The sequence below is a fragment of the Streptomyces sp. NPDC098101 genome (genome assembly GCF_044760185.1).
Classification (GTDB): Bacteria; Actinomycetota; Actinomycetes; order Streptomycetales; family Streptomycetaceae; genus Streptomyces.
The window spans coordinates 16793-36312 of sequence record NZ_JBIWAS010000006.1; the positions used below are offsets into that span (position 1 = coordinate 16793).

The 19520-nt window shown below is 73.6% G+C and carries 19 protein-coding genes; 17 read left to right on the plus strand and 2 right to left on the minus strand.

The window, feature by feature from the left end; translation table 11 throughout:
* Positions 1-422 precede the first annotated feature (422 nt).
* From ACIQVI_RS25530 to ACIQVI_RS25595, 14 genes are all read left to right on the plus strand, one after another.
* The gene (locus tag ACIQVI_RS25530; protein ID WP_351971411.1) at positions 423-2072 is read left to right on the plus strand and encodes a CTP synthase; all 1650 of its coding nucleotides are present in this window, start codon (positions 423-425) and stop codon (positions 2070-2072) included.
* A gap of 82 nt (positions 2073-2154) precedes the next feature.
* Positions 2155-2781 (plus strand): NUDIX hydrolase, encoded by a 627-nt coding sequence (locus tag ACIQVI_RS25535; protein ID WP_351971412.1) that lies wholly within the window; start codon positions 2155-2157, stop codon positions 2779-2781.
* 247 nt (positions 2782-3028) lie between these two features.
* Complete coding sequence (locus tag ACIQVI_RS25540; RefSeq protein ID WP_351971413.1) at positions 3029-5014, plus strand: tetratricopeptide repeat protein; 1986 nt, start codon at positions 3029-3031, stop codon at positions 5012-5014.
* 147 nt (positions 5015-5161) lie between these two features.
* Positions 5162-6277 (plus strand): alanine dehydrogenase, encoded by a 1116-nt coding sequence (gene ald / locus ACIQVI_RS25545; protein ID WP_351971414.1) that lies wholly within the window; start codon positions 5162-5164, stop codon positions 6275-6277.
* A gap of 449 nt (positions 6278-6726) precedes the next feature.
* Positions 6727-7752, plus strand: coding sequence for a ParA family protein (locus tag ACIQVI_RS25550; RefSeq protein ID WP_030212665.1), 1026 nt, complete (start codon positions 6727-6729; stop codon positions 7750-7752).
* Positions 7749-8237 carry a hypothetical protein gene (locus ACIQVI_RS25555; protein ID WP_351971415.1) on the plus strand — a complete coding sequence of 163 codons (489 nt, stop codon included), beginning with the start codon at positions 7749-7751 and terminating at the stop codon, positions 8235-8237. The genes ACIQVI_RS25550 and ACIQVI_RS25555 overlap by 4 nt, the downstream gene beginning before the upstream one ends.
* A 480-nt stretch (positions 8238-8717) precedes the next feature.
* Positions 8718-9716: a segregation and condensation protein A gene (locus ACIQVI_RS25560; RefSeq protein ID WP_403599853.1), complete on the plus strand. Its 999-nt coding sequence runs from the start codon at positions 8718-8720 to the stop codon at positions 9714-9716.
* A 62-nt stretch (positions 9717-9778) separates the two neighbouring features.
* The gene (scpB, locus tag ACIQVI_RS25565) at positions 9779-10336 is read left to right on the plus strand and encodes an SMC-Scp complex subunit ScpB (protein WP_403600550.1); all 558 of its coding nucleotides are present in this window, start codon (positions 9779-9781) and stop codon (positions 10334-10336) included.
* The gene (locus ACIQVI_RS25570; RefSeq protein WP_403599856.1) at positions 10336-11667 is read left to right on the plus strand and encodes a pseudouridine synthase; all 1332 of its coding nucleotides are present in this window, start codon (positions 10336-10338) and stop codon (positions 11665-11667) included. The genes scpB and ACIQVI_RS25570 overlap by 1 nt, the downstream gene beginning before the upstream one ends.
* Positions 11668-11799: 132 nt before the next feature.
* On the plus strand, positions 11800-12450 hold the full coding sequence (pnuC, locus tag ACIQVI_RS25575) for a nicotinamide riboside transporter PnuC (RefSeq protein ID WP_351971304.1): 651 nt from the start codon (positions 11800-11802) through the stop codon (positions 12448-12450).
* Positions 12447-13556 carry an AAA family ATPase gene (locus tag ACIQVI_RS25580; RefSeq protein ID WP_403599860.1) on the plus strand — a complete coding sequence of 370 codons (1110 nt, stop codon included), beginning with the start codon at positions 12447-12449 and terminating at the stop codon, positions 13554-13556. Before pnuC ends, ACIQVI_RS25580 begins: the two co-directional genes overlap by 4 nt.
* Positions 13553-14290: an NUDIX hydrolase gene (locus ACIQVI_RS25585; RefSeq protein ID WP_403599862.1), complete on the plus strand. Its 738-nt coding sequence runs from the start codon at positions 13553-13555 to the stop codon at positions 14288-14290. Before ACIQVI_RS25580 ends, ACIQVI_RS25585 begins: the two co-directional genes overlap by 4 nt.
* Entirely contained in the window at positions 14287-15318 is a 1032-nt protein-coding gene (locus ACIQVI_RS25590; protein ID WP_403599865.1) for an ADP-ribosylglycohydrolase family protein, read from the plus strand. Before ACIQVI_RS25585 ends, ACIQVI_RS25590 begins: the two co-directional genes overlap by 4 nt.
* 3 nt (positions 15319-15321) lie before the next feature.
* Positions 15322-16110 carry a DNA polymerase beta superfamily protein gene (locus ACIQVI_RS25595; RefSeq protein WP_351971308.1) on the plus strand — a complete coding sequence of 263 codons (789 nt, stop codon included), beginning with the start codon at positions 15322-15324 and terminating at the stop codon, positions 16108-16110.
* Here ACIQVI_RS25595 and ACIQVI_RS25600 read toward each other — a convergent pair.
* Positions 16090-16779, minus strand: a complete 690-nt coding sequence (locus ACIQVI_RS25600; protein ID WP_351971309.1) for a DNA polymerase beta superfamily protein — start codon at positions 16777-16779, stop codon at positions 16090-16092. The two genes, ACIQVI_RS25595 and ACIQVI_RS25600, sit on opposite strands and share 21 nt — an antisense overlap.
* Positions 16780-16789: 10 nt before the next feature.
* The gene (locus tag ACIQVI_RS25605; RefSeq protein WP_403599869.1) at positions 16790-17245 is read right to left on the minus strand and encodes a Rieske (2Fe-2S) protein; all 456 of its coding nucleotides are present in this window, start codon (positions 17243-17245) and stop codon (positions 16790-16792) included.
* Between the two features lie 176 nt (positions 17246-17421).
* On the opposite strand from ACIQVI_RS25605, the gene ACIQVI_RS25610 reads away from it, so the two are divergent.
* The 3 genes from ACIQVI_RS25610 (at position 17422) to ACIQVI_RS25620 (ending at position 19481) form a co-directional block, all read left to right on the plus strand.
* Complete coding sequence (locus ACIQVI_RS25610; protein ID WP_403599872.1) at positions 17422-17892, plus strand: YidB family protein; 471 nt, start codon at positions 17422-17424, stop codon at positions 17890-17892.
* A 141-nt stretch (positions 17893-18033) separates the two neighbouring features.
* Entirely contained in the window at positions 18034-18396 is a 363-nt protein-coding gene (gene aroH, locus ACIQVI_RS25615) for a chorismate mutase (RefSeq protein ID WP_351971312.1), read from the plus strand.
* Positions 18393-19481 (plus strand): prephenate dehydrogenase, encoded by a 1089-nt coding sequence (locus ACIQVI_RS25620; protein ID WP_403599874.1) that lies wholly within the window; start codon positions 18393-18395, stop codon positions 19479-19481. The genes aroH and ACIQVI_RS25620 overlap by 4 nt, the downstream gene beginning before the upstream one ends.
* Positions 19482-19520: the final 39 nt, after the last annotated feature.

Here is a 19520-nt window from a genome sequence, read left to right on the forward strand (position 1 = left end):
GGGCGTTCGGCCCCGGGGGGACAGGCGGTGGCGTCGTCGGCCGGCCGGCTCGGCGGGCCATGTCCGAGCAGGATACGTCGCGCCCCGCGCCACCCGTTGATCACACCAGTAACGTCGTTGCTCCAATTGGGTGAACACCCCCTTTCCCCGCTCTCCCCGTCCGGAGCCGGCCGGACTCCGGCCACGTCAGCGGCCGTGTCACCGGCCGCGCCGCCGTTCGCGTCGCCGTCCGTGCGCGCCCGGCTTCCGCGTGTGGCCGGAAGCGGTCTCCCCGGGTCGCTGATACCCTGGTACCCCGTGGACCGGTGGGAAACGGCGACAGCCGAGGACCCCGCAACCGCAGCGACGGCACCCCCCGATTCTTCCGGAGGGGACGCCGGTACGCACCTCCAGAACGCGACCACGGGAGCCCCCTCTTGGCGATGCCGCCCAACACCACGACGACCAAGCACATCTTCGTCACCGGGGGTGTCGCCTCCTCCCTCGGCAAGGGCCTGACCGCCTCCAGCCTGGGTGCGCTCCTCAAGGCGCGGGGCCTGCGGGTCACGATGCAGAAGCTCGACCCGTACCTGAACGTCGACCCCGGCACCATGAACCCGTTCCAGCACGGTGAGGTGTTCGTCACCAACGACGGCGCCGAGACCGACCTGGACATCGGCCACTACGAGCGCTTCCTCGACGTCGACCTCGACGGCTCGGCCAACGTCACCACCGGCCAGGTCTACTCGCAGGTCATCGCCAAGGAGCGGCGCGGCGAGTACCTGGGCGACACCGTGCAGGTCATCCCGCACATCACCAACGAGATCAAGTCCCGGATCCGCCGCATGGCGACCGACGACGTCGACGTGGTCATCACCGAGGTCGGCGGCACCGTCGGCGACATCGAGTCCCTGCCGTTCCTGGAGACCGTCCGCCAGGTCCGCCACGAGGTCGGCCGCGACAACGTCTTCGTCGTGCACATCTCGCTGCTGCCCTACATCGGCCCGTCCGGCGAGCTGAAGACCAAGCCGACCCAGCACTCGGTCGCCGCCCTGCGCAACATCGGCATCCAGCCCGACGCGATCGTGCTGCGCGCCGACCGCGACGTCCCCACCGCCATCAAGCGCAAGATCTCGCTGATGTGCGACGTCGACGAGGCCGCCGTGGTCGCCGCCATCGACGCCAAGTCGATCTACGACATCCCGAAGGTGCTGCACACCGAGGGCCTGGACGCCTACGTCGTCCGCAAGCTCGACCTGCCCTTCCGCGACGTGGACTGGACCGTCTGGGAGGACCTCCTGGACCGCGTCCACAACCCGGAGCACGAGGTCACCGTCGCGCTCGTCGGCAAGTACATCGACCTGCCCGACGCCTACCTGTCGGTCACCGAGGCCATGCGGGCCGGCGGCTTCGCCAACAAGGCCCGGGTCAAGGTCAAGTGGGTCACCTCCGACGACTGCAAGACCCCGGCCGGCGCCGAGAAGCAGCTCGGCGACGTCGACGCGATCCTCGTCCCCGGCGGCTTCGGCGACCGCGGCGTGAGCGGCAAGGTCGGCGCGATCCAGTACGCCCGCGAGCACAAGGTGCCACTGCTCGGCATCTGCCTGGGCCTGCAGTGCATCGTCATCGAGGCCGCCCGGAACCTGGCGGACATCCCCGAGGCCAACTCCACCGAGTTCGACCCGGCCACCGCCCACCCCGTCGTCTCCACGATGGAGGAGCAGCTCGCGTACGTCGAGGGCGCCGGCGACCTGGGCGGCACGATGCGCCTGGGCCTGTACCCGGCGAAGCTCGCCGAGGGCTCGATCGTCCGCGAGGTCTACGGCGACGAGCCGTACGTCGAGGAGCGCCACCGCCACCGCTACGAGGTGAACAACGCGTACCGCGCGGAGCTGGAGAAGAAGGCCGGTCTGGTCTTCTCCGGCACCTCCCCGGACAACAAGCTCGTCGAGTACGTCGAGTACCCCCGCGAGATCCACCCCTACCTGGTCGCCACCCAGGCGCACCCGGAGCTCCGCTCCCGCCCGACCCGCCCGCACCCGCTCTTCGCGGGCCTGGTGAAGGCCGCGGTGGAGCGCAAGACGGGCAAGTAGGACGCAGGCGTTAACGTTGCCGGGGTGCGGGCCCGTTCGGGTCCCGCACCCCGGTTTTCACGTGTCCACGGGAGGACGGCTGATGGAGTTGCAGGACACCCCGCAGGAGTGGCGGATCGCCGCGACGGCGACCCCCTTCCGGGGAAACAAGACGAGCGTCCGCACGGACGACGTGGTCATGCCGGACGGGGAGGTCGCGCGCCGCGACTACCAGGTCCACCCCGGCTCGGTGGCCGTCCTGGCCCTGGACGAGGAGGACCGGGTCCTGCTGATCAAGCAGTACCGGCACCCGGTGCGGCAGAAGCTCTGGGAGATCCCGGCCGGACTGCTCGACGTGCCCGGCGAGAACCCGCTGCACGCCGCCCAGCGCGAGCTGTACGAGGAGGCGCACGTCAAGGCCGGTGACTGGCGGGTCCTGTCCGACGTCTACACCTCGCCTGGCGGCTGCGACGAGGCCGTACGGATCTTCCTCGCGCGCGACCTCGCGGAGGCGGAGGGGGAGCGCTTCGAGGTCTCCGAGGAGGAGGCCGACATGGAGACGGCGCGGGTGCCGCTCGCGGAGCTCGTGCGCGGGGTCCTCGCGGGCGACCTCCACAACAACTGCCTGGTCGTGGGCGTCCTCTCGCTGGCCGCCGCGCGCGCCGGCGACGGCCTGGACTCCCTCCGCCCGGCGGACGCGCCCTGGCCGGCCCGCCCGTTCGAGGCGTAGGCCCCGGGCGGGGGAGCGGGGCGGGGCGGCGTCGTTTCGCGCCGGCGCGTCCGTGCGGAGTGTGGAGTGCGGAGTGCGGTGAAGGTGGGGACGGGGTGCCCGGTGTGACCATCCGCTGATCCGATCGGGGGATGTGTCCGCCCTGCTCCGCCGGGTACGCGTCGTGCCCTGAACTACGCTCGGAAACGCCCGCCCGGAGCCCCTCCGGCGGGATCGGCTCGTGCGCAGGTGGACGGGAGCGTGGCCCGTGACGGATCAGGCGGTGGCGGCAACCGGCAGCGGGCGGTTCTTCGGCCGCCAGCGCGAGTTGAAGGCCCTGCGCGCCGACATCGAACGGACCGGGCTCGACACCCTCACCGGCCGCAAGGCGCCCCGCGCCCGGGTCCTGCTCGTCGCGGGCAGGCCCGGCTCCGGGCGCACGTCCCTCGCCGAGGAGCTGGCCGCCGCGGTCGCCGACCGGTACCCCGACGGGATCTTCCGGGCCCGGCTCACCGAGCCCGGCGGAGAGCCCGTCCCCACCGGCCGGGCCGCCCAGGAGCTGCTGGCCGCCCTCGGGGTCGCCGAACCCCCCGGCGCCGCCGAGGACGAGCTGACCGAACTGGTCCGCGGCGCCTTCGCCGGGCGCCGGGCCGTCCTGATCCTCGACGACGCCGTGGACGCCGAGCAGGCGGACCCGCTGATCCCCGACGAGCCCGGCACCCTGGTCATCGGGGTCGCCGGGGGGCCGCTCACCGGCATCCCCGACGTACGGCCCTGCACCCTCGGCGGACTCGACCCCAAGTCGGCCATCGAACTGCTCACCTCCTTCACCGGCTCCGTCCGCGTCACCGTCGACCCGCAGGCCGCCGAGGCCCTCGTCGAGGAGTGCGGGGGGCTGCCCGCCGCGGTCGTCCTCGCCGCCGGCCGGCTCTCCACCCACCCCGAGATCTCCGTCGCGGACCTCGCCAAGCGGCTGCGCGGCCTGAGCGGCGACCCCCTCACCCGGGCCTTCCTGCTCGCCCACGAGGGGCTGCCCGCCACCGCCGCCCGGATACTGCGCTTCCTCGCGCTCGCCCCGCTCGGCCGGGCCGACGCCCACACCGCCTCCGCCCTGGCCGGCTGCTCGGTCTCGGCGGCCGCCACCACGCTCGCCGACTTCGCCGCCCTGGGACTCGTCTCGGCCGGCGAGGACGGGCAGTACGAGGTGCGCGCCCATCTCGTCCCCCTCCTCCGGGCCCGCCTGGAGGAGCACGACCGGCCCGCCGAGGTGCAGCTCGCCCGGGCCCGGATGCTGGAGCGGACCGTACGGCTCCTGCAGTCCTGCCGCGCGGTCACCGAGCCCGAGGGCTCGCCCGCCCGCAAGAAGCTGGCCGGGCTGCCCCGGGCCCTGCGCTTCCCGAACGCCGCCGCCGGGGCCGCCTGGCTGGACTCCCGGCAGCCCGTCCTGCTCGCCTCCGCCCGCCTCGCCGTCGCCGACGGGGAGATCGACACCCTGGCCCGCCGGCTGATCGCCTCCCTGGTGCGGGCGCTCGCCGCGCACCGGGGCGCCGAGGCCGCCGCCCCCGAGCTGTACGGACTGCACCGGCTCGTCCTGGACGTGGCCGAGCGGCGCGGACTGCACCGCGAGCGGGCCGCCGCCCTGCTGAACCTGGCCGACCTCGACGCCCGGACCGGCAGGACGAAGGAGGCTCTGCTGCGATATCGGTCGGCCCTGGAGGCCGGACGCGCAGCAAATGACCCGTACGCGACCTGTCGGGCGATGGAATCCGTAGGCGGCTCCTATCAGGAGCTGGGGGACTGGCAGCGGGCCGGCGACTGGTACGGACGGGCGCTCGCCCAGCGCCTCGCCCGGGACGAGCGCGCCGACCAGGCCCGGCTGTACGCCCGGCTCGGTGCCGTGCAGACCTACGCCGGGCGGTACGGGGAGGCCCTGCGGAACTGGCGGGCCGCCGCCGCCGGCTACCGCAGGCTCTCCGATCTCCCGGGCTACGCACGGGCGTTGAGCGAGGCGGCCCGGGTCCAGGAGTACGCGGGGAGGCCCGAGGAGTCCCTGCGGACCTGCGAGGAGGCCGTGGAGTGGGCCCGCCGGGCCCAGGACGTCCGGCTCCAGGCGGCGCTCCGGCTCAGGCTCGCCGACACCCTCGACCGGCTCGGCGACCCGGCGGCGGCCCGGCTGCACCGGGCCGGAGCGGAGAGACTGCTGGAAACGGAACCATCTGCCTGCGAAATCCGCAGTGGCTCCGTCGAAGATTAGTACTTTGAAAGGCTAGACAGCGGGAACTCCTTCATTAGACTGGTTCTGCCGCGTTCGAACGTGGTCTGCCCCGGTGTGCCGTGATGCATCCGGGTATGTATCGCAGTGCTCCAGTTATCCCCCCTGATTCAAGGACCGTGATCGACGATGAAGGTCGGCATCCCCCGCGAGGTCAAGAACAACGAGTTCCGCGTGGCCATCACCCCCGCGGGTGTCCACGAGCTCGTCCGCCACGGCCACCAGGTCTTCGTCGAGCAGAACGCCGGCGTCGGCTCCTCGATCACGGACGCGGAGTACGTCGCCGCCGGCGCCGAGATCCTCCCCACCGCCGACGAGGTCTGGGCCACCGCCGACCTGCTGCTCAAGGTCAAGGAGCCGATCGCGGAGGAGTACCACCGCCTCCGCAAGGACCAGACCCTCTTCACCTACCTGCACCTCGCCGCCTCCCGCGAGTGCACCGACGCGCTGCTCGCCTCCGGCACCACCGCCATCGCGTACGAGACCGTCGAGACCGCGAACCGCGCGCTCCCGCTGCTCGCCCCGATGTCCGAGGTCGCGGGCCGCCTGGCCCCGCAGGTCGGCGCCTACCACCTGATGCGCTCGGCCGGCGGCCGCGGCGTCCTCCCCGGCGGCGTCCCCGGCACCCACGCCGGCAGGGCGGTCGTCATCGGCGGCGGCGTCTCCGGCTGGAACGCCACCCAGATCGCCGTCGGCATGGGCTTCCACGTGACCCTGCTCGACAAGGACATCAACAAGCTCCGCGAGGCCGACAAGATCTTCGGCACCAAGGTGCAGACGATCGTCTCCAACGCCTACGAGCTGGAGAAGGCCGTCGTCGAGGCCGACCTCGTCATCGGCGCCGTCCTCATCCCGGGCGCCAAGGCCCCGAAGCTGGTCACCAACGAGCTCGTCGCCAAGATGAAGCCCGGAAGTGTCCTTGTCGACATCGCGATCGACCAGGGCGGCTGCTTCGAGGACTCGCACCCGACCACCCACGCCGAGCCGACCTTCCGCGTCCACGACTCGGTCTTCTACTGCGTCGCCAACATGCCCGGCGCGGTCCCGAACACCTCGACCTACGCCCTCACCAACGCCACGCTGCCCTACATCGTGTCGCTGGCGAACAACGGCTGGGCCGAGGCCCTGCGCCGCGACGCCGCCCTCGCCCTGGGCCTCAACACCCATGACGGCAAGGTGGTTTACAAGGAGGTCGCCGAGGCGCACGGCCTTCCGCACGTCGAGCTGACCAGCCTCCTGGGCTGACCCCCGCGGCACCGCCGTCAACGCGGACCGTCAATACCACGCACCCGGCCGGACCTTGTTCGACAAGGTCCGGCCGGCTGTGTCTCCGGCCACGCCGAAACGTTCGGGCAACTCGCGGCGAACGTAACTCTTTAACCGTTTCGCACACCCCGGAAACGTGCGGATGCGTGACCGCGCGCCCTTGACAGAGGGGTGTTCGGTTACCGACACATCGGGCCGGGTCCGGCGGATTGTGTTGCTGCGGACCGGTGACACGCCATAGAGTCGCCAACCGTCGGCATGGTGCCACGCTGACCTATCGATAAATGTTCCTGGTCACACCCAAGGAGGTAAGACGACTTGTGAATGAGTCGACATTTACTCCCGGGAGTGGTGCGCCGGGCGCCCCGATCGGCTCCGTCGCGGTGCGGACCTTCGCGACGCACCAGCCCATGACGACAGCCCACACGATGAAGACGATGGACGGCCTACACGTGAACGCCACGGCCGGCAACGAGATGGGCCGAGAGTCCACCCACTTCGCCGCCTACGACGAGGTGCCCGAGGGGCACTTCTACGACCCCGACGCCGAGTACGAGCCCGACCCGGAGTACGCGGCCACCCTCGCGCCCGACGCCGCGCGCCAGCGCCGCGAGCGGATCGGCCCGACCGGGCGGCCCCTGCCGTACTTCCCGATCCCGGGCCCGCTCACCGACCACGGACCCGCGAAGATCATCGCGATGTGCAACCAGAAGGGCGGCGTCGGCAAGACCACGTCGACCATCAACCTGGGCGCCGCGCTCGCCGAGTACGGGCGGCGGGTCCTGCTCGTCGACTTCGACCCGCAGGGAGCCCTGTCGGTCGGCCTCGGCGTGAACCCGATGGAGCTCGACCTCACCGTCTACAACCTGCTCATGGAGCGGGGCATGTCGGCCGACGAGGTCCTCCTCAAGACCGCCGTGCCCAACATGGACCTGCTGCCGAGCAACATCGACCTCTCGGCCGCCGAAGTCCAGCTCGTCAGCGAGGTCGCGCGCGAGTCCACGCTCCAACGCGCCCTGAAGCCGCTGATGAACGACTACGACTACATCGTGATCGACTGTCAGCCCTCGCTCGGCCTGCTGACCGTGAACGCCCTGACGGCTGCTCACAAGGTCATCGTGCCGCTCGAGTGCGAGTTCTTCGCGCTGCGCGGCGTCGCCCTGCTGACCGAGACCATCGAGAAGGTCCAGGAGCGGCTCAACCCGGAGCTCGAACTCGACGGCATCCTCGCCACGATGTACGACTCCCGGACCGTGCACAGCCGCGAGGTGCTCGCGCGCGTCGTCGAGGCCTTCGACGACCACGTGTACCACACGGTCATCGGGCGGACCGTGCGCTTCCCGGAGACCACGGTCGCCGGCGAGCCCATCACCACGTACGCCTCCAACTCCGTGGGTGCCGCCGCCTACCGTCAGCTCGCCAGGGAGGTGCTCGCCCGGTGTCACGCCGAGTGAGCCTGCCCGGCGCCGACGAACTCTTCCGTACGACCGGGGGCACGGCGCTCCAGGCGTCCTCACCCCGCCGGGCCGTTCCGGCACCGGCGGGTGAGAGCGACCCGGCGGCGGCCGAGGGCTCCGCGGAGCACACGGCGGCGGACTCCGAGGCGGCGGAACCCCGCGCCCGGGCGTCCGCCGAGGCCGAGAAGGCGGCTCCGGCCGCCGCCCCCGCCCAGGCCGCCGCACCCCGGCGGCGCGGCGGCGGAGGCCGTGCCGCGAGCCGGCGGCCCAGCGGCCGCGAGCGCCACGACGAGAAGATCACGGTCTACGTCTCCGCCGAGGAGCTGATGGACCTGGAGCACGCCCGGCTCGTGCTGCGCGGCGAGCACGGCCTCGCCGTCGACCGGGGCCGGATCGTCCGGGAGGCCGTCGCGGTCGTCCTGGCGGACCTGGAGTCCCGCGGCGACGCGAGCATCCTCGTCCGCCGTCTGCGCGGCCGCTGACGGTAGCCTGCGGGCTGCCGCGCCCTCCGCTCCCCCTGGACCTCCATGCACCACGCCCCTGACGAAACGTCCCGCCCACCGCGCCGCCGCCCTCTGGGCCGAGGCGGGTCCCTGCGGGGGGCGGGGACGGGGGCGACCGGGGCCTCCACGACGACCGATCGGGCCGCCGAGGGGCCCGAGACGGCTGTACGGCCTCCTGCGGCCGCCGGGGAACTGCCCGGGCCCGTGGTCGCCGAGGCCTCCGCGACGGCCGTGGCTGTCGGGGGACTCTCCGGGCCTGCCGCCGAGGGCCCCGCGACGGCCGTACGGCCTCCTGCGGCCGATCGGGAACCGCCCGGGCCCGTCGCCGGGGCTCCCGCGACGGCTGTACGGCCTTCCGTGACTGCCGGGGGACCCTCCGGGCCCGTCGCGCTCGCGGAGCCGGGTGCCCGGGAGGACCGCCGTCCGGCCGCTGCCGGAGAGGCGGGGCCTGTGGAGGCCGTGGCCGCGTCCCCCGGCGACCCGTACGCGGCGCCCCCGGTCGCGGGGGAGCCGGGGGCCGGGGGAGAGCCCCCGGAGGGCGCGCCGGGGCCCGCCGCCGAGTCCCCGGCCGCTGCCGGGGCGGTCGGGGGCGACAACGAGACGGGCCGCGTCGAGCCCGGGGCCGCCGGGGGAGACCCCGGTGGTGCCGAAGCCGTCGGTGGGCGGTTCACCGTGCGGCTCGCGAACTTCGAGGGGCCCTTCGATCTGCTGCTCCAGCTGATCACCAAGCACAAGCTCGACGTCACCGAGGTCGCGCTCTCCGAGGTCACCGACGAGTTCATGGCGCACCTGCGCGCCCTCGGGCCGGACGGGGACCTCGACCAGACCACCGAGTTCCTGGTCGTCGCCGCCACCCTGCTCGACCTCAAGACCGCCCGGCTGCTGCCCGCCGCCGAGGTGGAGGACGAGGCCGACCTCGCCCTCCTGGAGGCCCGCGACCTGCTCTTCGCCCGGCTCCTCCAGTACCGCGCGTACAAGCGGATCGCCGCGATCCTGGAGGAGCGGTGGGAGGACGAGGGCCGCCGCCACCCCCGTACCGTCGGACTCGAACCGCACCACGCCGCGCTGCTCCCCGAGGTCGTCCTCTCCATCGGGGCGGAGGGCCTCGCCCGGCTGGCCGTCAAGGCCATGCAGCCCAAGGCCGAGCCGCAGGTGTACGTCGAGCACATCCACGCCCCCCTCGTCAGCGTCCGCGAGCAGGCCGCCCTGGTCGCCGCCCTGCTGCGCGAGCGCGGCACGGCGGCCTTCCGGGAGCTGATCGAGGACGCCGGTGACACCCTCACCGTCGTCGCCCGCTTCCTCGCCCTCCTGGAGCTCTACCGGGAGCGGGCCGTCGCCCTCGACCAGGAGACCGCCCTGGGCGACCTCACGGTCTCCTGGACCGGCGGGGACGGGGAGACCCGGGTCACCGACGAGTTCGACCAGGAACCCGGACAGGAAACGGAGGACCGCGCGTGAGCGCCCCCGACATCGACGCCGACATCGACACCGACCTCAAGCCCTCCCTCGAAGCCGTCCTCATGGTGGTCGACGAGCCCGCCACCGAGGCCCACCTCGCCGACGTCCTCGGCCGTACCCCCGGGGAGGTCGCCGACGCCCTGCGCGAGCTGGCCGGGGAGTACACCGCCCAGGGCCGCGGCTTCGAGCTGCGCCACGTCGCCGGGGGCTGGCGCTACTACACCCGTCCCGCCTACGCCCCGGCCGTCGAGGCCTTCGTCCTGGAGGGCCGGCAGACCCGGCTCACCCAGGCGGCCCTGGAGACCCTCGCGGTCGTCGCGTACCGCCAGCCGGTCAGCCGTTCCCGCGTCTCGGCGGTCCGCGGGGTCAACTGCGACGGCGTGATGCGGACCCTCCTCCAGCGGGGTCTGGTGGAGGAGGCGGGCGCGGAACCCGAAACAGGTGCGATCCTGTACAGGACGACGAACTACTTCCTGGAGCGGATGGGCCTGCGCGGCCTGGACGAACTCCCCGAACTCGCGCCCTTCCTCCCCGAGGCGGCGGCGGTCGAGCCGGACTCCCTCGAAGGCGTTCCGTCGTTCGAACCCGACGCAGACGTAGACGACAAGACGGAACTTTGATGCGAAGCAGCAGCGGCAGGAACAGCAGCGGAAACAACGGCGGGAGCCGTGGTGGCAACAGCGGCGGCCGCGGCGGCAGCAGCGGTGGCGGCCGTGGGGGCTCCGGCTCCGGCGGTGGCGGCGGCTACCGGGGCTCCGGCTCCGGCGGTGGCGGCGGCTACCGGGGCTCCGGCTCCGGCGGTGGCGGCGGCTACCGGGGCTCCGGCTCCGGCGGCGGTGGCGGCTACCGGGGCGGCGGCTCCGGCAGCGGCGGTGGCGGCTACCGGGGCGGCGGCAGCGGCTCCGGCGGCGGCTACCAGGGCGGTGGCGGCCGCGACGACCAGAAGCGTCCCAGCAACCCCCGCAGGCCCCGTCCCGAGGAGCGTTCCTACGACGTGAGCCCGCCCGCCGACGCCCCGAAGAAGGGACGCGGCTCCGCGGCCCGCGGCGGCGCCAAGGGCGGCCCCAAGGCCCCGCAGGGCGGCACCCCGCCCCGCCGCGGCCCGCACGGGCAGCGGCAGGCCCCGGCCCGCTCGCGCGAGCTCGACGCCAAGATTGAGCAGCGCAACCGGGAGCGGTACGAGAACCGGCCCGTCGTCAAGACCCCCAAGACCTTCCCCGGCGCCGAGCAGGAGGGCGAGCGGCTGCAGAAGGTCCTCGCCCGCGCCGGCATGGGCTCGCGCCGCGCCTGCGAGGAGCTCATCGAGCAGGCCAGGGTCGAGGTCAACGGCGAGATCGTCGTCGAGCAGGGGATGCGCGTCGACCCGGAGCGGGACGAGATCAAGGTGGACGGCCTGACCGTCGCCACCCAGTCGTACCTCTTCTTCGCCCTGAACAAGCCCGCCGGCGTCGTCTCCACCATGGAGGACCCGGACGGCCGCCAGTGCCTCGGCGACTACGTCACCAACCGCGAGACCCGGCTCTTCCACGTCGGCCGGCTCGACACGGAGACCGAGGGCATCATCCTGCTCACCAACCACGGCGAGCTGGCCCACCGCCTCACGCACCCGAAGTACGGCGTGAAGAAGACGTACCTGGCCGCCATCACCGGCCCGCTGCCCCGCGAGGTCGGCCGCCGCCTCAAGGACGGCATCGAGCTGGAGGACGGCTACGCCCGCGCCGACCACTTCCGCGTGGTCGAGCAGACCGGCAAGAACTACCTGGTCGAGGTCACCCTGCACGAGGGCCGCAAGCACATCGTGCGCCGGATGCTGGCCGAGGCCGGCTTCCCGGTCGAGAAGCTGGTCCGCACCGCCTTCGGCCCGATCGGGCTGGGCGACCAGAAGTCGGGCTGGCTGCGCCGCCTGACCAACACGGAGGTCGGCATGTTGATGAAGGAAGTCGGCATGTAGCACCGCCGGGGCGTCCGTACGCAGGGGCCCGTGACCGTTCCGGCGGTCACGGGCCCCCGTGCGTCCGCCCCCGGCCCTTGTGGCCGGAGTCCGCCACCCTTTATAGTCAACATGACTCTTAAGGAGGCGGGCGTGAGCCTCGCGAACATCCTCGAACCCCTGCAACAGCCGCTCTTCACCCTCCTGGGCACCCCGGTCAGCTGGACCGAGGTCCTGGGCTTCGGCAGCGGAGCGCTCTGCGTCTGGCTCGTCGCCCGCCAGCACCTCGCCAACTGGCCCGTCGGCATCGCCAACAACCTCTTCTTCGTCCTGCTCTTCACCCAGGCCGGGCTCTACGCCGACGCCGGCCTCCAGATCGTCTTCATCGCCCTCGCCGCGTACGGCTGGTGGACCTGGACCCACGGGGGTGGCCCGGGCTCCGGCGTCCTCCCGGTGCGCCGCACCACGCGCGCCGAGTGGACGTGGCTGATCGCGGCGGGGGCGGTGGGGACCCTCGCCCTCACCCTGCTGCTCGACCGCGCCACCGACTCGACCGTCCCCTTCTGGGACGCCCTGACGACCGCGCTCTCCCTCATGGCGACCTACGGCCAGTGCCGCAAGCGCCTGGAGTCCTGGTGGCTCTGGATCGCCGCCGACGTCGTCTACGTGCCGCTGTACGCGCACAAGGGCCTGTACCTGACCTCCCTGCTGTACGTCGGCTTCATGACGCTCTGCGTCCTCGGCCTGCGCGGCTGGACCCGGGACCTCGCGGGGACCCGGCGACCGGTGGAGGCGGCGGCGTGAAGCACGACGACCCCGGCACCGGGGAGCGGAGGCGCTACGGCCACGGCCTCGTCCTCGGCAAGTTCTATCCGCCGCACGCCGGCCACCACCACCTCGTCCGCACCGCCCTCGCCCGCTGCGACCGCCTCACCGTGCTCGTCTGCGCCGCCTCCGTCGAGTCCGTGCCCCTGGAGGAGCGCGTCGCCTGGATGCGCGAGGTCCACCCCGAGGCCCTGGTCGTCGGCGCCGTCGACGACCACCCCGTCGACCTCCGGGACCCCGACGTGTGGGAGGCCCACATGCGCGTCTTCCGGGCCGCCGTGCCCGAACGCGTCGACGCCGTCTTCACCTCGGAGCCGTACGGCGAGGAGCTCGGCCGCCGCTTCGGCGCGGACTCCGTCCTCGTCGACCCCGACCGCGCCCGCTTCCCCGTCTCCGGCACCGCCGTCCGCGCGGACCCCGCCGGCTGCTGGGACTTCCTGGAGGCCCCCGTGCGGGCCGCGCTCACCCGCCGGATCGTCGTCCTCGGCGCCGAGTCCACCGGCACCACCACCATGGCCCTCGCCCTCGCCGACCACTACCGGCGGCGCGGCGGCGTCTGGGCCCGCACCCGGTACGTACCGGAGTACGGGCGCGAGTACAGCGAGCTCAAGCTCGCCGAGCTGCGGGCCGAGCGCCCCGGAGCCACCTGGTCCGACGTCGCCTTCCGCTCCTCCGACTTCCCCGTCATCGCCCAGCGCCAGGCCGAGCTGGAGGAGGAGGCCGCCCGGGACGGCTCGCCCGTCCTGATCTGCGACACCGACGCCTTCGCCACCACCATCTGGCACGAGCGGTACATGGCCACCACCAGCGCCGACACCGGCGAGATCGCCGCCCGGGGCCGCCAGCACCTCTGGCTGCTCACCGACCACCGGGGCGTCGACTTCGAGGACGACGGACTGCGCGACGGGGAGCACCTGCGGCCCTGGATGACCGCCCGCTTCCTCACCCAGCTCGCGCACTCCGGCCGCCGCACGGTCGTGCTCACCGGCCCCCACGAGGAACGGCTCGCCACCGCCGTCGCCGCCGTGGACGCCCTGCTCGCCGAGGGCCCGGGCCTCACCGACCCCCTGCCGGAGCGCCGATGACCACCCACCGGGCCCCCGAGGGCTACGACCCCCGCGCCTTCGAGCCGTTCGCCGTCACCGTCGACCTCGCCGTCCTCACGATCCGCGAGGAACGCCTCCACGTCCTGCTCGTCGAACGCGCCCGGGAGCCGTACGCCGGGTCCTGGGCGCTGCCCGGCGGCTTCGTGCTGCCCCGCGAGTCCGCCGAGACCGCCGCCCGCCGCGAACTCGCCGAGGAGACCGGCCTCTCCGGGGCCACCGTCGCCGGACTCCACCTCGAACAGCTCCGCACCTACACCGAGCCGGACCGCGACCCGAGGATGCGGGTCGTCTCCGTCGCCTTCACCGCGCTCGTCCCCGACCCGCCCGAGCCGCGCGGCGGCGGGGACGCGGCCCAAGCGCGGTGGATCCCGTACGGGACGCACGGGCCGCTCGCCTTCGACCACGACCGGATCCTCGCCGACGCCCACGAACGGGTCGGCGCCAAACTCGAGTACACCTGCCTCGCCACCGCCTTCTGCCCGCCCGAGTTCACCCTCGGCGAGTTGCGGCAGGTCTACGAGACGGTCTGGGGCGTCGAGCTCGACCGCCCCAACTTCCGGCGCAAGGTCCTCGCCACGCCCGGCTTCGTCCGGGCCGTGGAGGGGCCGCCGCGCCTCACCGGCGGACGGGGGAAACCGGCCGCCCTCTACCGGGCGGGCGGGGCCACGGCCCTCCACCCGCCCCTCCTGCGACCGGAAGGACGCTCCTCGTGAACCACGCACACACCGCCGTCAAGCGGGCCGCGACCGGATCCCTGATCGGACTCGCGCTCGGCGACGCGCTGGGCTTCCCCACCGAGTTCAACGACGTGCCCTCGATCCTCGCCAAGTGCGGGCCCTGGCGGGAGATGGAACTCCCCGTCAGGAACGGGAAGGCGTACGTCACCGACGACACCCAGATGGCCCTCGCCTTCGCCCGGGGCGTCCGCACGGCCATGGACCGGGGCGTCCTCGCCCCGAGGCGCCTCGCCCGGCCGGTGCGCGAGGAGTTCGTCGACTGGTACCACTCCCCGGAGAACAACCGCGCTCCCGGCAACACCTGTCTGCGGGCCTGCCGGCTCCTGGACGGCGACCGGCTCTGGCAGGACGCCAGCCAGATCCACTCCAAGGGCTGCGGCGCCAACATGCGGGTCACCCCCATCGGTCTCGTCCCCGGGCTGAGCGACGAGCAGCGGGCGGGCGCCGCGCAGCTCCAGTCGGCGCTGACGCACGGCCACCCCACCGCGCTCGCCGCCTCCGACCTGACCGCCCGCGCCGTGTACCTGCTCGCGCAAGGGGTGGACCCGGCCGGACTCGTCGGACGGCTCCGCTCGTACGCGTACGAGAACCGCTCCCGCTACCACGAGGAGTGGCTCGGGGACCTGTGGACCCGCTCCCAGGACCCCTCCGCCCGGCACTTCACCGAGCGCGGCTGGGACGAGTGCCTGGCGGTCCTGGAGCGCCTGGACGCCGTCCAGCGCACGGCCGACCCGGAGCTCGACCCCTGCACGTACACCGGTGACGGCTGGATCGCGGAGGAGGCCCTCGCGACCGGGCTGCTCTGCTTCCTGCTCTTCCCCGGCGAGCCCCTCACCGCCCTGCGCCGGGCCGCCTGCACCCGGGGCGACTCCGACTCGATCGCCGCCCTCGCGGGCGCCTTCGCCGGGGCCCACCTCGGCGCGGACGCCTGGCCTGCGGAGTGGGCGGACCGCGTCGAGTACCGGAGCGACCTCGTCGCCCTCGGCGCCCTCTGGGACGCTTGAGCCATGACGCCCGTCCTCGATCCCTCGCAGCTGGACCCCTCCCGGGGCACGGACCTGTCCGCCGTCGTGGCGGAGCAGCCCGACCCGCTCCTCTTCGCCACCGTCTCCGGCGCGCACCTGTACGGGTTCCCGTCCCGCGACTCGGACGTGGACCTGCGCGGCGCGCACCTGCTGCCGGCCGAGGCGCTGGTCGGGCTGCGCGAACCGGAGGAGACCCGGAGCCGGATGTGGGACCGCGACGGGGTCGAGATGGACCTCGTCACCCACGACCTGCGGAAGTTCGCCCGCCTGATGCTGCGCCGCAACGGCTACGTCCTGGAGCAGCTCACCTCCCCGCTGGTGGCGCACACCTCCGACGTCCACGCGGAGCTGGTCGCGCTCGTCCCCGAGGTGCTCACCCACCACCACGCGCACCACTACCGGGGCTTCGCCGGGACGCAGTGGCGGCTGTACGAGAAGAGCGGCGAGCTGAAGCCCCTGCTCTACACCTACCGGGCCCTGCTCACCGGCATCCACCTGATGCGGGCGGGCGAGGTGCAGGCGCATCTGCCGACCCTGGTGGAGGAGGTCCCCGAGGCCCCCGCCCGGATCCCCGGCCTCGTCGCCGCCAAGGCGGCGGCCGAGCACGGGCGGGCCGAGGTGGACCCCGAGACCGTACGGGCCGAGACGGAGGCCCTGCACGCGGTCCTGGACGAGGCCCGCGCGGCCTCCCGGCTCCCGGAGCAGGTCCGGGCCCACGACGCCCTGCACGACCTGGTCGTACGGGTCCGGCTACGGCTCCCGCAGGGCTGACGCGCGGCGGGCGCGGACCAGGAAGTCCTCCACGCGCGCGTGGTCCGGTTCGAGGGGCAGCGGGGAGGCGTCGTGGGCCCGGTCGGCCTCCTCCTGGAGGCGGTTCATCCAGGACTCGACCTCCGGCCAGGACAGCTCGCCGCGCTTGACCGCGAGCAGCCGGTCGCGGTCCTCGCCGACGCCGACGCGCAGCTCGCCCGTGCGCAGCAGGTCCCGGCAGCTCCCCAGGAGCCGCAGCAGGTGCATGGCGTGCTTCCAGCGCGGCTGCCCGTACTGGCGGACGTCCGCGTCCAGCTTGCGGCGCTGCCCGCCCGCGTACCGCACGAACGTCCGGTGCGCCCGCCGGGAGAGGAAGGCGCCGCGCAGGGAGATCAGCTCCCGGCCGAGGTCGTCGGCGTACTCGACCACGGGGGAGTGGAGGCACTCCAGGACGTTCGGGTTGTTGCGCAGGGCCAGCTCGCAGAAGCGTTCCAGCTCCCAGCTGAACTGCTCCTCGCGCGGTCCCTCCACGTGCGCCGGGGGCTTGTCGAAGCGCCAGAAGAGCGGCGTCGGGGCCAGGTAGACGCCCCGCACGTCCGTGTCGCTGCCCTCGGTCGCCAGACCGAAGGCGCGCGAGCCCATCACACAGGAGTAGATCGTGTGCTCGCGCACCAGCTCGTCCGGAGTCATGCCGGGCAGATTACGCGAGGCTGATCGTTTCGCCCGAGACGATGATCCGCTCGGCCGGGAGCGGGCGGGTGGCCGGGCCCGTCACCACCGAGCCGTCCGCGACGCGGAACTTCGAGGCGTGGCAGGGGCAGTCGATGGTGCCGTCCGCGACCTTGTTCACCAGACAGCCCTGGTGGGTGCAGACCGCCGAGAACGCCTTGAACTCGCCGGCCGTCGGCTGGGTCACCACCACCTTCTCGTCCCGGAAGACCGTGCCGCCGCCGACCGGGATGTCGGAGGTCCTGGCCAGCGCCTCGCCGTCGCCCTCCGGGGGCTCGGCGGAGTCCGTCCCCTCCGGCACCCCGGGGGTGTCCGTGACCGCGTCGCCCTCCTCCCCGCCGTCACCGCCGTCCGAGCCGCAGCCCGTCGTCGTCAGGGCCGCGGCGGCGAACAGGACGGTGCGGCGGCTCGTGCTCCAGGACGTCATGGCGCCAGCTTGGCCACGGCACCGGCGCCGGGTCCCGCGACACGCCTGCGTCCGTACTCCGGGTGGCGGAGCGCCCCGGTTCGCGTGACATTGGCCCTGATCCGTACCGGATGAAAACCAATGAAACCGGATGAAGACGGATGAAAAGCGGTCGGAAAGTGAAAGGAAGCGGAACCATGGCGGGAAACGACCTCGGCAGTCTCCTCGGCGGTCTCCTCGGAGGGAGCGGCCAGGGCGGCAGCGGCGGCGCCGGCGGCATCCTCGGCTCCCTGCTCGGCGCCCTCGCGGGAGGCCAGACGGCCCAGGGCGCCCAGAGCGGCGCGGCGGGCGCGGGCGGCGCGGCGGCGGGCGCGGCCGGGAGCCCGCTCGGCGGCCTCCTCGACCTGCTCACCAGGTCCGGCCTCCTCGACCAGGCCCAGTCCTGGATCGGCACCGGCGAGAACAAGTCCGTCAGCGGCGCCCAGATCGCCCAGGCCCTCCCCGACGACACCCTCCGGAAGGTCGCCGAGGACGCCGGCGTCAGCACCGACGAGGCCGCCGACCGGATCGCCCAGTCGCTGCCGCAGGCCGTCGACAAGCTCACCCCCGACGGATCGCTGCCCCAGGGGGACTCCCTGGAGGACATCATCCGGCAGCAGAAGCTCTGACCCCCCTCGGCTCAGACCCCCTCAGCGCTGCCCTGCCCCCTCCACGTGCCCGCCCCCGTCTCGGAGGGCGGGCGCCGTGCTCCCGGCTCCCCGCCGCTGACTAGGCTGAACGCAGCACTGACGCAGGCGAAGGAGCACGACGTGGCGGTACGAGCGGTCCGAGGCGCCGTCCAGCTGGACCGGGACGAGGCCGGGCACATGCGCGAGCGGGTCGAGGAGCTGCTCGCCGCCGTCCTCGAACGCAACGGCCTCACCACCGAGGACCTCATCAGCATCTGGTTCACGGCCACGCCCGATCTGCACAGCGACTTCCCCGCCGCCGCGGCCCGGCACATCGGGATCGTCGACGTCCCCCTGATCTGCGCCCAGGAACTCGACATCGAGGGCGCCATGCCCAGGGTCGTCCGGCTCCTCGCCCACGTCGACACCGAGCTGCCCAAGTCCCGGATCGCGCACGTCTACCTCGGCGCCGCGGCCGCCCTGCGCAAGGACATCGCCCAGTGAGAACAGCGCTCGTCATCGGAACCGGGCTGATCGGCACCTCCGCCGCCCTCGCCCTCGCCGGCCGGGGCGTCACCGTCCACCTGCGCGACCACGACCCGGCCCGCGCCCGCACCGCCGCCGCGCTCGGCGCCGGCACCGACGAGGCGCCCGAGGGCCCCGTGGACCTCGCCGTCGTCGCCGTGCCCCCCGCGCACGTCGCCACCACCCTCGCCGCGGCCATGGCGGCCGGCCTCGCCCGCGGCTACCTGGACGTCGCCAGCGTCAAGGGTGGCCCGAAGCGCGAGCTGGAGGCCCTCGGCCTCGACCTCACCGCGTACATCGGCACGCACCCGATGTCCGGCAAGGAGCGCTCCGGCCCGCTCGCCGCCACCGCGGACCTCTTCGAGGGCCGGCCCTGGGTCCTCACCCCCACCCGGGACACCGACACCGAGGTCCTCAACCTCGCCCTGGAGCTGGTCGCCCTCTGCCGGGCCGTCCCCGTCGTCATGGACGCCGACGCCCACGACCGGGCCGTCGCCCTGGTCTCCCACACCCCGCAGCTGGTGTCCTCCATGGTCGCCGCCCGCCTGGAGGAGGCCGACGAGTCGGCCGTGCGCCTCTGCGGACAGGGCATCCGCGACGTCACCCGGATCGCCGCCTCCGACCCCCGCATGTGGGTCGAGATCCTCTCCGCCAACCCCGGACCCGTCGCCGACGTCCTCTCCGGCGTCGCCGCCGACCTCGACGAGACCGTCCGCGCCCTGCGCTCCCTCCAGTCCGCCGACGAGGACGAGCGCAAGGACGGCGCCACCGGCGTCGAGGACGTCCTGCGGCGCGGCAACGCCGGCCGCTCCCGCGTCCCCGGCAAGCACGGCGCCGCCCCCGCCGCCTACGAGACCGTCGCCGTCCTCATCAGCGACCGGCCCGGCGAGCTGGCCCGGATCTTCGCCGACGCGGGCCGCGCGGGCGTCAACATCGAGGACGTCCGCATCGAGCACGCGACCGGCCAGCAGGCCGGCCTGGTCCAGCTCATGGTGGAGCCCTCGGCGGCCCCGGTCCTCGGCGCGGCCCTCCAGGAACGCGGCTGGGCCCTCCGTACGGGCTGACGCGGCCCGCCCCCGTGCGCGGCCGCGCACGGGCTGGGC